Source organism: Cryobacterium sp. N21, from assembly GCF_002929575.1.
Classification (GTDB): Bacteria; Actinomycetota; Actinomycetes; order Actinomycetales; family Microbacteriaceae; genus Cryobacterium; species Cryobacterium flavum.
Genome location: NZ_PJJQ01000036.1, coordinates 547,080 through 560,224, shown reverse-complemented (window position 1 = coordinate 560,224; position 13,145 = coordinate 547,080). Strand labels below are relative to the sequence as shown.

Sequence of the window (13,145 nt, the reverse complement as noted above, 5' to 3'; positions counted from 1 at the left end):
GCCACGAGGGCGCTGGGATGCCTCAGACGTCGATGCGATCGCGGGACAGCTTGTCGGAGCTGTCGATGATGAACTCCTTGCGCGGGGCGACGTCATTGCCCATAAGCAGCTCGAAAACCTTGCCGGCGGCTTCGGCGTCGTCGACACGCACGCGCCGCAGGGTGCGGTGGGCACGTTCCATCGTGGTGGTCGCGAGCTGGTCGGCATCCATTTCGCCGAGGCCCTTGTAGCGCTGGATCGGGTCCTGATAACGACGATTCTTCTTCTCGAGGGCGCTCAGCACCCCGTGCAGCTCGGTTTCGGAGTAGGTGTAGATGGTCTCGTTGGGCTTCGAGCCCGGGTTCATCACGACGACCCGGTGCAGCGGCGGCACGGCGGCGAAGACGCGGCCCTCGGTGATCATGGGGCGCATGTACCGGAAGAACAGGGTGAGCAGCAGGGTACGAATGTGGGCACCGTCGACGTCGGCATCGCTCATGATGATGACTTTGCCGTAGCGCGCCGCTGACAGGTCGAAGCTGCGACCGGAGCCGGCCCCGATCACCTGGATGATCGACGCACACTCGGCGTTGGAGAGCATGTCGGCGACGGATGCCTTCTGCACGTTCAGAATCTTGCCGCGGATCGGCAATAGCGCCTGGTGCTCGCTGTCGCGGGCGAGCTTCGCCGTTCCGAGGGCCGAGTCCCCCTCCACGATAAACAGCTCGCTCGTGGACACGTCGTTACTGCGGCAGTCGACCAGCTTGGCCGGCAGCGACGAACTTTCCAGGGCGTTCTTGCGCCGCTGGGTTTCTTTATGGGCGCGGGCTGAGATGCGTGACTTCATCTCGGCGACGATCTTGTCGAGCAGCAGCGCTGACTGGGTCTTGTCATCGCGTTTCGGCGACGCATACCGCTCCGCCATGGCCTTCGCGACGACGTTGGCGACGATCGCCCGCACCGCCGGTGTGCCGAGCACCTCCTTGGTCTGGCCCTCGAACTGCGGCTCCGGCAGGCGCACCGTGAGCACGGCGGTAAGTCCGGCCATCACGTCGTCTTTGTCGACCTTGTCGCTGCCGACCTTGAGCCGGCGGGCGTTCAGTTCGACCTGGCCGCGCAGGAACTTCAGCAGTCCGGCGTCGAAACCGGCCTGGTGGGTGCCGCCCTTGGGAGTAGCGATGATATTGACGAAGCTCTGCACGATCGTGTCGTAGCCGGTGCCCCAGCGCAGAGCGATGTCCACCTGGCAGTCGCGCGTGAGCTCGGTCGGCACCATGGCGCCCTTGTCGGTGAGCACCGGCACGGTCTCAGTGAAAGTGCCGTTGCCGGTGAGCCGCCAGGTATCGGTGATCGGGGCATCCGTCGCGAGGTGTTCGACGAATTCGCTGATGCCGCCGTCGAACTGGAACAGGCTAGTGACGGGCTCCTCGGTGCGACGGTCGGCGACCTCGATCGCGAGGCCGGGAACGAGGAACGCGGTCTGGCGGGCTCGGTTCAACACCTCGTCGGTCTGGAACGCTGCACCCTTGGTAAAAATCTGCCGGTCAGCCCAGTAGCGGATGCGAGTGCCCGTGACGCCGCGCTTGACCTTGCCGATCACGCGCAGCTCGCTCTGGTTCTCGAACGGAGTGAACGGTGCGTCGGGGCTCTTCTCCCCCGAATCCGCGAACAGGCCAGGTTCACCGCGGTGGAACGACATGGCCCAGGTCTTGCCGTCGCGGTCGACCTCGACATCGAGACGTTCGGACAGCGCGTTGACAACGGAGGCCCCCACCCCGTGCAGACCACCCGACGCCGCATACGAACCGCTGCCGAACTTTCCGCCGGCGTGCAGTTTGGTGAAGACGACCTCGACACCGGTCAGGCCGGTCTTGGGTTCGATATCGACCGGGATTCCGCGGGCGGTGTCGCGCACCTCGACGCTCTGGTCGGGATGCAGCTCGATATTGATGCTGGCACCGTGCCCGCCCAGGGCCTCATCGACGGAGTTGTCGATGATCTCCCACAGGCAGTGCATCAGTCCACGCGAGTCGGTGGAACCGATATACATGCCGGGGCGTTTGCGCACTGCCTCGAGTCCCTCAAGGACTGACAGGTGGCGCGCGGAATAGTCAGAGCTCACAACAACCAAGAATACCGGCCCCGACCGGGAATCTTTCGCGCTATGGAGGCACGGCGCGGCAGGCAACCCCCCCACGACACGTCTACGCGGTGAGCGAAATACCGGCCAATCATCTCGTCATTGGCCCTGCGGCGTGTTTACATTAGATAAGAGGGTTCATGTAATTCAGTCTGGAGGAGGAGAATATGTCCCAGATCGCCACCGAAAATGGTGCTGTAGACAACCAGGGCGCCCCCCACCAGCTCACCGCAGCCGACCGCTGCGACGCGTGCGGTGCCCAGGCTTACATCCGTGTCGTCGTGAAAAACAGTGAGCTGCTGTTCTGCGCGCACCACGGCCGCAAGCACCAGGAGAAGCTGGCAACCATTGCCGAAAGCTGGCATGACGAATCGAGCCGTCTGCTCGAAGACCAGCGCTCCTAGCGGGCTGGTAGGCACTCAAAACGGATGCCGCGCCGGCGGCTGGCTAAGGCCAGTTGCCGGCGCGGTCTTTTCGTCGCTGCGACTTTTCGGTCTCCGGAACCGCGCTCAGTCCGCAGCCCCTATTCGGCGTTCTGGCCCAGCCGCACGGCCACTTGGTTGCGGGCCGTCCGCGCGGTGTCATCGACGGACTCGGCCGTCGCGCCGCGCGCATATTCGAGATCGTGGCGGCTAAAGGCTGCCTGCAGCAGGTGGTCGGCGAGTGCGGGATTGCGAGCAAGAACGGGCCCGTGCAGGTGGGTGCAAAACACCTCACCCATGGTCAGTCCCTCAATCTGAGGTCCGCTCGCCGGAGCATCCGCGTTGCCGGTGCCGTACAGCACCCGGCCGAGCGGGCTGGCTTCAGCACCGACGTAGTCGCGGGCATGGTTTTCGAACCCGATTAGCCGCCCGTATTTTGAGGCGACGATGATGTCGTCGGTAGCGCGGGCGGCGCGTGGCACGGCGTGGCCGGCTACGAGGCCGAGTCCTTCCAGCACGCTGCCGTCGGGGAGGTCGCTCCCCCAGCTCAGCAGTTCCCACCCGGTGCCGACGGCCAGGATGGGCACGCCGGAATTGGACCAGAGGCGCAGTTCCTCCACCAGGGTACGAAGGTTGTCCCTGGCCGGCAGAAGTGCAGCATCCGTTCCCGAACCGATCGACACGGCATCCACGTGCTCGGGCAGGTCGGCCCGGGAATGCACATCGACCACCCGCGCGTCGTGGCCGCTCCACCGAACGCGCTGCGCGAGCACACGAGCATTGCCGGCATCACCGTTCGTGTTCAGAAGGCGCGGCAGCAGCGAGACGACCGTGAACGGGCGGTCCAGCGAAGTGGCAGTCATACCGGCTCCTCAGAGTTGGAGACGAGGCCGAGGTGCGCGCGGGTGCGCCGCATTCCGTCGGCGGAGAAGATGATGGTTTTCACCCCGGAGACGGGATCGGGCAGGGCTAGGAACGCGTCGAGAGCGGTCGGGACATCTGGCTCGATGCGGTCGACGGTGACGTCGTCGTAGGCCAGCTGCAGGGCGATGTCGTGCGCCTTGAGCCCGGAGGCGATGAGTACGTGGCCGAGCCCAGAGGTGTCCACCGGCCAGAAGTACGACGGGTCACGCACGTCGGAGCCGATGATCACCAGAATCTGCTCGGTTCCCGGTTCGAGACTGTCCACGTTGAGCTGAAAACTCGACGGGTTTTGCACGAGCACAAACTCAACGGTCTTGCCGCCAACGGTGACGACCTCGCCGCGTCCGAAAACGGCCGGCATGGCCGACAGCGCCGTGCAGGCGATCGCCGGATCAAAATGTACGCCCAGGGTCGACTGGGCCGTGCTCAGCGCGGTCAGCGCGTCGACGGCGTAGTGGATGCCGCGAGCCGGCAAGCGGATGCTGTGAACGCCCGTGGCAAACTGCACGTCGGCGTCCAGGCCGGCCACCCGGGTGAGCTGGAGCCCGGTTCCGTTCGGCAGGCGAATCGGTGCGGTGTCGGCGTAACCGAGTCCGCGTGGATACTGAGCGAGAACCTCGGCGGTTACACCGTAGCGGGCTACCGAAACGCCAGGTTCGAGATCGTGACCGAGATCGGCCAGGTAGCGGTCGTCAGCGTTGAGTACGACCGACTCCGTAGCCCGTGCAGCGATTTTCGCCAGCAGGGCGGCGACCATTTCGGAGTCGTGGAACCGGTCGATCTGGTCAACCATGACGTTGGTCAGGGCGACGACCCGCGGAGTCAGCGAGCCGGCGATGAACGCGCCGTGTCCCTCATCCATTTCAAGCACGGCAACGTCGCCGGCAATCGTGCCGGACAGGCTGACCTGTTCCAGAAGGGCGCTGGTCAGCCCCTGGCTGATGTTGGCCGTCGACTGGTTGGTGAATACGGACAGGCCGTGCGCGCGCAGAACGGCGACGAGCATCTTGGTCGTGGTTGATTTGCCACTGGACCCGGTCACGATTACCAGGCCGAGCGGAAACCCGTTCAGCGCCGCGGCCAAAAAGCCCGGGGCGATGCGGTTGACGACGACGCCGGGAATGGCCGAGCCACCGCCCGGTTTGCGCCAGCGCGCGAGCACACGAACGGCCCGACCGATGAGAATCGCGGGGGCGTACCGAAGGGAACTCACGAACCGCACAACGCAATCCGGGTGGGACCTGTCACTGTCACGTTTACTCGAGGTAGTCGCGCAGGGACTGCGACCGGGACGGGTGACGAAGCTTGGCCATCGTCTTGGACTCGATCTGGCGGATGCGCTCGCGCGTGACCCCGAAGGTGTCGCCGATCTGGTCGAGCGTTTTCGGCATGCCGTCACCGAGGCCGAAGCGCATGCGAATCACACCGGCTTCACGTTCGGACAGCGAGTCGAGCAGGCTCTCCAGCTGTTTCTGCAGCATGGTGAAACCCACGGCATCGGCGGGCACGACGGCTTCGGTGTCTTCGATGAGGTCACCGAATTCGCTGTCGCCGTCTTCACCGAGCGGGGTGTGCAGCGAAATGGGTTCGCGACCGTACTTCTGAACCTCGACGACCTTTTCGGGCGTCATGTCGAGTTCGCGGCTGAGCTCTTCAGGGGTGGGTTCGCGACCGAGGTCCTGCAGCATCTGGCGCTGCACACGGGCGAGCTTGTTGATGACCTCGACCATGTGCACCGGAATACGGATGGTGCGAGCCTGGTCGGCCATGGCCCGGGTGATGGCCTGGCGAATCCACCAGGTGGCGTAGGTGCTGAACTTGAAGCCCTTGGTGTAGTCGAATTTCTCGACCGCACGAATGAGGCCCAGGTTGCCCTCCTGGATCAGGTCGAGGAACTGCATTCCACGACCGGTGTAGCGCTTGGCGAGCGACACGACGAGCCGCAGGTTGGCACCGAGGAGGTGGCTCTTGGCTCGGGCGCCGTCCTTGGCAACCCACTGCAGCTCACGGCCGAGCGCGTTCTTCTTCTCGACATCCGTCATCTCCGACAGCTTGTCTTCGGCGAACAGGCCGGCTTCGATGCGCATCGCGAGTTCGACCTCTTCGGCCGCGTTCAGCAGGGCGACCTTACCGATCTGCTTGAGATAGTCCTTGACCGGGTCGGCCGTGGCGCCGGTGATGGCGCTGGAATAGACCGGGACCTCGTCGTCATCGTCGACCAGGGAGAGTACGAGGGCGCCGCTGGGGAGCGGCTCGGTCGATGCCGTGCGCTTGGTGCTGTCCTCGTCTGACTCGTCGTCATCGGCGTCCGTTCCACCGTCGACGTCGGCTTCGTCGTCTTTCTTGACGACCTTCGCCTTGGTCGCGCGCTTCTTCGGGGCCGGCTTCTCGGCGGCCAAACCGGCGGCCGCGGACTTCTTGGTCGCTGCGGCCTCGGCTGCTGCTGCCTTCGCGGCTGCAGCCTTGGTGACGGTCTTCTTGACCGGCGGTACTACCGGAGTCGTGACGGACTCGTCGGTCACCTCGGTCTTGACGGTGGTTGCCATTCGAACACCTCTCATGCGGAGTCGTACCTGCTTCTGTGCGACCGGTGACGGTGCCAGATGCGTTTTTGGGCAGAACTTGGACCCATGTCAAGTCCCGGGATGCTCACGCCGAAATGATTTCGGTGTGCCCCGGACCAGAACGGGTCCTGAAATAATTATTGCACGGTTTGTCTGGACGACAAGCCACGACACGTACTACGATCATTCGTTACGCCGTTTCCAGGCGCGTGATAGTGCAACCCAGATAGGTGCGACTTCTATTCCCTCGTCGCGAGAGAGCTGGCGTCTGGTGCGCCGCCGGGCGTGCACGAGAAAACCGATGCCGATTCCGACGACCAGGTATTGCACCGTGAATGCCACCCGAAATGCGTCGAGCGCGTACAGGTCGCTCGCTGCTCCCCCGGCCACGCGCCATCCGTTCTGCAGGTCGAGCAGCAGCCCGATCAGGTACATCATGACGAAGCTCGCGGTGAAGCCACCGACGTTGACGACGCCGTTGGCCGAGCCCAGGCTGCGCTGCGGATTAAAAGTGCGCGCGAAGTCGAAGCCGATCAGCGAGCCCGGCCCGCCGATGCCGAGCACGACCAGCAGCAGCACAATGCTCCACAGCGGTGGAACGCCGGGCCAGAGCAGCACGATCGCCCACGCGATTCCGATGCCGGTCACGATACCAAGCACGATATTGCTGCGGCGCAGTGGGTAGCGTGCGGTCAGCAGGCCGAGGATCGGCCCGAACACGAGGCCGGCGCCGACCAACACGGTCAGCATTCCGGCGGCGAACGCCGGTTCGTAGCCGAGGCCGAAGACCATGAAGGGATAGCCCCAAAGCAGACTGAAGACGGTGCCGGACGACTGCGTCACGTAGTGCGACCAGAATCCGAGCTGGGTGCCCGGGCGCCGAAAACTGTGTCGCAGCTGGGTCAGCGCGATGCCAAGGCTGTTGGCACGCACGTGCTCGGTGACGTCTCTGGGTCGGTCCTGCACGAAAATGATGACCACGATCAGGGCGATTACGGCCACGGATGCCGCCGAGAGGAAGGCGGGTTTCCAGCCGCTGGTGTGGAGAAGCCAAGCCAGGGGCACCGCGGAGAGTACCTGGCCGAGTTGACCGATGTTGCCCATCCACTGGGACAGCAGAGGGACGATGCGACCGCTGAACCAGGAGCTGATCAGGCGGATCATCGAGATGAAGATGGTCGCGTCTCCGGCGCCGACCAGGATGCGGCCGATGACGGCGACCGAGATATCCGGTGCCAGCGCCAGTGTCACCTGGCCGGTGACCATGAGCGCCGTTCCGGTGATCATGAGCACTCGCGGGCCGTACCGATCGATCAACACCCCGACCGGAATTTGCGCGGCGGCGTAGACGACGAGCTGCACGACGGCCAGGCTCGAGAGGATGGCGGCCGAGCCGCCGAATTTCTCCGTGGCGGCTACCCCGGCGATTCCCATCGAGGTGCGCTGGAGTACGGCCGACAGGTACGCGAACGACCCGATGATAAAGATCAGGGTGGATCGACGCGAGTTCACTCGATCTAACCTATCGCGTTCCTGACCAGCCGGTCAGGCGTGGCGACCAGATACTTCCAGCTGCGTTAGCTGGCGGCACCGTCATCGCGGCTGCGCCGCAGGGCGAGGAAGTTCTCGAGTTCGGCGGCGATTTCATCGGCCGACGGCAGCTCGCCATCTTCGTCGGTGAGCGGCGACCGCAGCGGGCTTCCCTCCATGTAGGCGTCGTAGCGCTGCTCCAGTGTGCCCACCAGCTTGGCCAGCTCCGGGTTGTTCCGCACCTGGTCATCGATGCGTGCCACGAATTCTCGATTGGCTTCCCGCAGGCGATCGGTCGGAAAGATCAATCCGGTCGACGCGCTCGTGCTCTCTAGCGCGGTGAGGGCTGCGGCCGGAAATTCGGTGTCACCCAGGTAGTGCGGAATGAGCAGCACGTAGCCGACCGTGGAGGCGCCACGTTCCTGCAGGCGGAACTCCAGGAGGTGCAGAACGTTGGCCGCGACCTGCGTGTGCGGCCGCCAGACCGATCGGTTCTCGATGAGATCGGAACGGTTGCCGCTGACGGTGACACCGATCGGTCGGGTGTGCGGAACGGGCATGGGGATGGCGTGCACCCAGGTTGCCCCGGCGACCGTGAATCGGTCGACGAGCTGCAGCACGGCGGCAGTGAACTGTTCCCAGCGGAAGTCGGGTTCGAAACCGGTCAAGAACAGGAACGGCTGCCCGATCTCATCGCGGGCCAGGTACAGCTGCAACGTCGGCGGCTGATAGTTGGTGAGATGATCCTGGTCGAAGTAGATGATCGGGCGCCGGGCCCGATAGTCGAGCAGAGTGTCGGTGTCGAACGACGCGACGACGGTGTGATCCAGGGTGGTCAGCAGATAGTCGGTGAACTGGGCTACCGCACCACCGGCATCCGCGAAGCCAGTCAGGCCCATAATCAGGTGCAACCCCTGCGGGACGCCAGCGGCGTCGGCGGTGAGTTCGTAGAGCTCCTCGGGGTCTGACATTCCTTAACTCTAATCCGAGGGGCACATTCGTGCTGTGTTTTGGGGCTTTCACCATCGTGCCCAGAGCGAACAGCCTGGTAACGGCCCCGGATAGCATCGAGTTATGACTGTTCCCACCCTGTCCCTGTCCACCGAGTCCGCGCTGGGCTCCCCCGCCGACATTCTCATCCTCGCTGCGCTGCAAACGGATGATGGGGTGCAGCTAGTCGCGGACGTCACCCTCGGTGACGCCCTGATCGCGTCGGTGACGGCTCAGCTGCCGCTCCTGAACGCCACCGGAGCACGCGATGAGATCGTGCGTCTGGTGTCGAGTGCCGGCACTCCGCGCAGCATCGCCGTCGTCGGACTGGGGCGCGTGCTCAGCACCGCAGCCCTTCGCCACGCGGCCGGGTCTGCCGTTCGGCAGCTGACCGGCGCGACCTCGGTCGCCTTCGCCATTACCCTGGGCGACGCCGACCAGGTCGAGGCCGTGCTCGAGGGCGCCGCGCTCGGTGGCTACTCCTACACTGCCTACCGCCACAGCTCGCTGGCCGCCACCAAACTTCCGGCCCGAAACGTCGTGGTGCACACGACGACACCGGCGGCATCCGCTGTGGAGCGCGCCCAGGTCAGCGCCGAGGCCATGGCCCTGGTCAAGGACCTGGTGAACATGCCGCCGCTCGACCTGTACCCGGCAGCGCTGGCCGATCTGGCGATCGAGGCCGCCAGCGGACTGCAGCTCGAGGTGACGGTCTGGGACGAGCAGCAGCTCGCTGCCGACGGGTTCGGCGGCATCGCCGGGGTCGGAGCCGGCTCGACCCGCCCGCCGCGCCTGGTCAAACTCAGTTACACCCCGAGCGGGGCCGGCAAGCACCTCGCCCTGGTCGGCAAGGGCATCACATTCGACACCGGCGGACTCTCGCTCAAGCCGCCGGCATCCATGGTGGGCATGAAGTACGACATGACAGGTGCCGCCACTGTTCTGGCCGTGGTGGTCGCCGCGGCCCGGCTGCAGCTGCCGGTGCGAATCACCGCGTGGATGTGCATCGCCGAAAACATGCCGTCGGGCTCGGCTATCCGCCCCAACGACGTGCTGCGCATGCGCGGTGGCCGCACCGTCGAGGTGCTCAACACGGATGCCGAGGGCCGCCTGGTACTCGCCGACGGCCTCGTCGCGGCCGGCGAAGAACACCCGGACGCCATCATCGACGTCGCGACCCTGACCGGGGCCCAGGTCGTCGCGCTGGGCAACCGGTATTTCGGCGCCATGGGCGATGACGCTCTCGTTCAACACGTGCTCGCGGCCAGCGCTGCGGCCGGCGAGAACGCCTGGCCGATGCCGTTCCCGGAAGAATTGCGCGCCACCCTCAACTCGGACGTCGCTGACATCGCCAACGCGAAGATCGGCAGCTCGGCCGGCGGAATGCTGCTCGCCGGGGTCTTTTTGAAAGAATTCATCGGAACGGATGCGGCCGGCCAGACCATCCCGTGGGCTCACCTCGACATTGCCGGACCGGCCGAGAACTCCGGCACGGGCTGGGGATTCACCGCTGCCGGCCCGACCGGGGTGTCCGTTCGGGCGCTGATTCGACTGGCCGAGGACTTTTCACGCCCGTAGTACAGTCGTAGGGGCAAGAAAAAGCTTGTCAAACCACGCGGTCGAGCAGCATAATCTGTCGGCCGTCGTGACAAAGCGTAATGCGCGAGGGAGTAGCTGAGTGTCGGAACAGAATTTTGACATTGTCGTTCTCGGTGGCGGAAGCGGTGGATACGCAGCAGCGCTGCGTGCCGTGCAGCTGGGATTCACCGTTGGTCTGATCGAGAAGGGCAAACTCGGCGGCACCTGCCTGCACGTCGGTTGCATTCCGACCAAGGCCCTCCTGCACTCGGCTGAAGTTGCCGATTTCAGCCGTGAAGCCGCCAAATACGGCGTCAAGACCGCGTTCGAGGGCATCGATATCGCTGCTGTCACCGCGTTCCGCGAGGGCATCGTGGCCAGCAAGTACAAGGGATTGCAGGGCCTGGTAAAAGCTCGCGGAATCACCGTGATTGAGGGCGAAGGCCACCTGGTCTCCCCCACGACCGTTCAGGTCGGCGAAGACATGATCGTCGGCAAGAACGTCATTCTGGCTACCGGCTCCTACTCTCGCTCGCTGCCCGGGCTCGAGATCGGCGGCCGCGTCATCACGAGCGAAACCGCTCTCGCCCTGGACTACGTTCCCAAGAAGGTCGCCGTGCTCGGTGGCGGCGTCATCGGCGTCGAGTTCGCGAGCGTCTGGAAGTCTTTCGGCGCCGACGTCACGATCATCGAGGCTCTACCGCACCTCGTGCCCAACGAGGAAGAGTCCATCTCTAAGCAACTCGAGCGTGCGTTCCGCAAGCGCGGTATCGAGTATTCCCTCGGCATCCGCTTCCAGAGTGTCACGCAGTCCGATTCGGGCGTCGTGGTCACTCTCGAGAACGGTGCGACCGTTGAGGCCGACCTCCTGCTCGTGGCCGTCGGCCGCGGACCGGTCACCGCGGGCCTCGGCTTCGACGAAGTCGGCGTCACCATGGACCGCGGGTTCGTCATCACCGACGAGCGCCTCGCCACGAACATCCCCGGCGTGTACGCCGTTGGCGACATCGTTCCCGGCCTGCAGCTCGCCCACCGTGGCTTCCAGCAGGGCATCTTCGTCGCCGAAGAAATCGCCGGACTGAACCCGATCATCGTCGAAGACGTGAACATCCCCAAGGTCACCTACTGTGACCCCGAGGTTGCCTCCGTCGGCTACAGCGAAGCCAAGGCAGCCGACAAGTTCGGTGCCGACCAGATTTCCACCTACGAGTACAACCTCGGCGGAAACGGCAAGAGCTCGATTCTGGGAACTGCCGGTTCGGTCAAGTTGGTGCGCGTCAAGGATGGCCCCATCGTGGGCATCCACATGATCGGTGCTCGCGTCGGCGAGCTCATCGGCGAAGGCCAGCTCGTGGTGAACTGGGAAGCGTACCCGGAGGACATCGCTCCGTTCCTGCACGCGCACCCGACGCAGAGCGAAGCGATGGGTGAGGCCTTCCTGGCTCTTGCCGGCAAACCGCTTCACGCGATGTAGTCGGATTCCACAATTTTCATTGATTTTTCAGATAAGTAAACGGTTTTGAAGGAGACATACGCATGAGCGAATCCGTCAGCCTCCCGGCACTCGGAGAGAGTGTCACAGAGGGCACGGTCACCCGCTGGCTCAAGAACGTGGGCGACCGCGTGGAGGTCGACGAGCCGTTGCTCGAGGTATCGACCGACAAGGTGGACACGGAAATCCCGTCTCCGGTCGCCGGCATTATTGAAGCCATCCTGGTGCAGGAAGATGAGACCGTCGAGGTCGGCACCCCCCTGGTCACCATCGGCGACGGATCGGGCGCGGCCGCACCCGTCGCTGAGGCACCGGCTGCAGAAGCGCCGGTTGCTGAGGCGCCCGTTGCCGAGGCACCCGCGCCGGTTGCAGCACCCGAGCCCGTCGCGGCACCAGTTGCAGCACCCGCACCCGTCGCGGCACCAGTTGCAGCACCCGCACCCGTCGCGGCACCAGTTGCAGCACCCGAGCCCGTTGCGGCACCGGTTGCAGCACCCGCACCCGCACCCGTCGCGGCACCAGTCGCTGCACCAGTGCCCGTTGCAGCAGAACCAGAACCGGTCGCTGCAGCCCCGGCAGCAGCACCCGCACCCGTCGCAGCCGCCCCCGCGGCACGCGGTTCACACGCTGGCACCAGCGGCTACGTCACGCCGATCGTGCGCAAGCTCGCCAACGAAGCCGGCGTCGACCTGGCGACGATCAGCGGCACCGGAGTGGGCGGACGTATCCGCAAGGAAGACATCGTGCAGGCGGCCTCGGCCTTCGGCACGACCGCTGCCGCACCGGTCGTCGAGGTCTCGCCGCTGCGTGGCACCACCCAGCCGATGTCGCGCCTGCGCAAGGTCGTCGCCGAGCGTGCTGTCATCTCGATGCAGTCATCCGCTCAGCTCACGACCGTGGTCGAGGTCGACGTCACCCGCGTCGCTCTGCTCCGCGACCGGGTCAAGGGCGCTTTCGCCGAGAAGACCGGCAACAAGCTGTCCTTCCTGCCGTTCTTCGCCCTCGCTGCCGCTGAGGCCCTCCGTGCCATCCCGATTGTGAACGCCACGATCGAGGGCGACACGATTGTCTACCCGGCGCAGGAGAACATCAGCATTGCCGTTGACACCGAGCGTGGCCTGCTGACCCCCGTTGTGCGTAACGCCGGGGATCTCGACTTGGCCGGTTTCGCCGCCCAGATCGCCGACCTCGCCGCTCGCACCCGCGACAACAAGCTGAAGCCCGATGAACTGAGTGGCGGAACGTTCACGCTGACCAACACCGGTTCGCGCGGCGCGCTGTTCGACACGCCCGTCGTGTTCCTGCCGCAGAGCGCCATTCTGGGCACAGGCATCGTGTACAAGAAACCGCTCGTTGTCACCAACGACGGTCTCGACTCGATCGCGATCCGTTCCAGCGTGTACCTCGCGCTGTCCTACGACCACCGCATCATCGACGGAGCGGATGCAGCCCGCTTCCTCACCACGATGAAGGCGCGGCTCGAAGCCGGTGCGTTCGAGGGCAACCTCGGAATCTAACAGTACGAG

10 protein-coding genes are annotated in these 13,145 nt (G+C 65.0%); 4 read left to right on the top strand and 6 right to left on the bottom strand.

What is annotated here, in order from left to right; all coding sequences use genetic code 11:
• Window positions 1-22: 22 nt before the first annotated feature.
• The gene (locus CXY77_RS19320) at window positions 23-2,101 is read right to left on the bottom strand and encodes a type IIA DNA topoisomerase subunit B (protein ID WP_174776442.1); all 2,079 of its coding nucleotides are present in this window, start codon (window positions 2,099-2,101) and stop codon (window positions 23-25) included.
• Between the two features lie 185 nt (window positions 2,102-2,286).
• On the opposite strand from CXY77_RS19320, the gene CXY77_RS19315 reads away from it, so the two are divergent.
• On the top strand, window positions 2,287-2,523 hold the full coding sequence (locus tag CXY77_RS19315; protein WP_092340182.1) for a hypothetical protein: 237 nt from the start codon (window positions 2,287-2,289) through the stop codon (window positions 2,521-2,523).
• Between the two features lie 119 nt (window positions 2,524-2,642).
• Here the strand turns inward: CXY77_RS19315 and CXY77_RS19310 are convergent, their stop codons facing one another.
• From CXY77_RS19310 to CXY77_RS19290, 5 genes are all read right to left on the bottom strand, one after another.
• Window positions 2,643-3,404 carry a type 1 glutamine amidotransferase gene (locus tag CXY77_RS19310; protein WP_092340183.1) on the bottom strand — a complete coding sequence of 254 codons (762 nt, stop codon included), beginning with the start codon at window positions 3,402-3,404 and terminating at the stop codon, window positions 2,643-2,645.
• Window positions 3,401-4,678: a MurT ligase domain-containing protein gene (locus CXY77_RS19305; RefSeq protein WP_134505311.1), complete on the bottom strand. Its 1,278-nt coding sequence runs from the start codon at window positions 4,676-4,678 to the stop codon at window positions 3,401-3,403. Before CXY77_RS19305 ends, CXY77_RS19310 begins: the two co-directional genes overlap by 4 nt.
• Before the next feature lie 43 nt (window positions 4,679-4,721).
• The gene (locus tag CXY77_RS19300; protein ID WP_369827346.1) at window positions 4,722-6,068 is read right to left on the bottom strand and encodes an RNA polymerase sigma factor; all 1,347 of its coding nucleotides are present in this window, start codon (window positions 6,066-6,068) and stop codon (window positions 4,722-4,724) included.
• Window positions 6,069-6,212: 144 nt separating this feature from the next.
• Window positions 6,213-7,541, bottom strand: coding sequence for a nitrate/nitrite transporter (locus CXY77_RS19295; protein WP_092340186.1), 1,329 nt, complete (start codon window positions 7,539-7,541; stop codon window positions 6,213-6,215).
• 65 nt (window positions 7,542-7,606) lie between these two features.
• On the bottom strand, window positions 7,607-8,530 hold the full coding sequence (locus CXY77_RS19290) for a proteasome assembly chaperone family protein (protein WP_092340187.1): 924 nt from the start codon (window positions 8,528-8,530) through the stop codon (window positions 7,607-7,609).
• Between the two features lie 103 nt (window positions 8,531-8,633).
• Between CXY77_RS19290 and CXY77_RS19285 the strand changes: the two genes are divergently transcribed.
• The 3 genes from CXY77_RS19285 to CXY77_RS19275 all read left to right on the top strand — a co-directional run bounded on the left by CXY77_RS19285 (window position 8,634) and on the right by CXY77_RS19275 (window position 13,136).
• On the top strand, window positions 8,634-10,127 hold the full coding sequence (locus CXY77_RS19285; RefSeq protein WP_092340188.1) for a leucyl aminopeptidase: 1,494 nt from the start codon (window positions 8,634-8,636) through the stop codon (window positions 10,125-10,127).
• Window positions 10,128-10,227: 100 nt separating this feature from the next.
• The gene (lpdA, locus tag CXY77_RS19280) at window positions 10,228-11,601 is read left to right on the top strand and encodes a dihydrolipoyl dehydrogenase (RefSeq protein WP_092340189.1); all 1,374 of its coding nucleotides are present in this window, start codon (window positions 10,228-10,230) and stop codon (window positions 11,599-11,601) included.
• 62 nt (window positions 11,602-11,663) lie between these two features.
• Window positions 11,664-13,136, top strand: a complete 1,473-nt coding sequence (locus CXY77_RS19275) for a 2-oxo acid dehydrogenase subunit E2 (RefSeq protein ID WP_104130746.1) — start codon at window positions 11,664-11,666, stop codon at window positions 13,134-13,136.
• The last annotated feature ends 9 nt before the right edge of the window (window positions 13,137-13,145 follow it).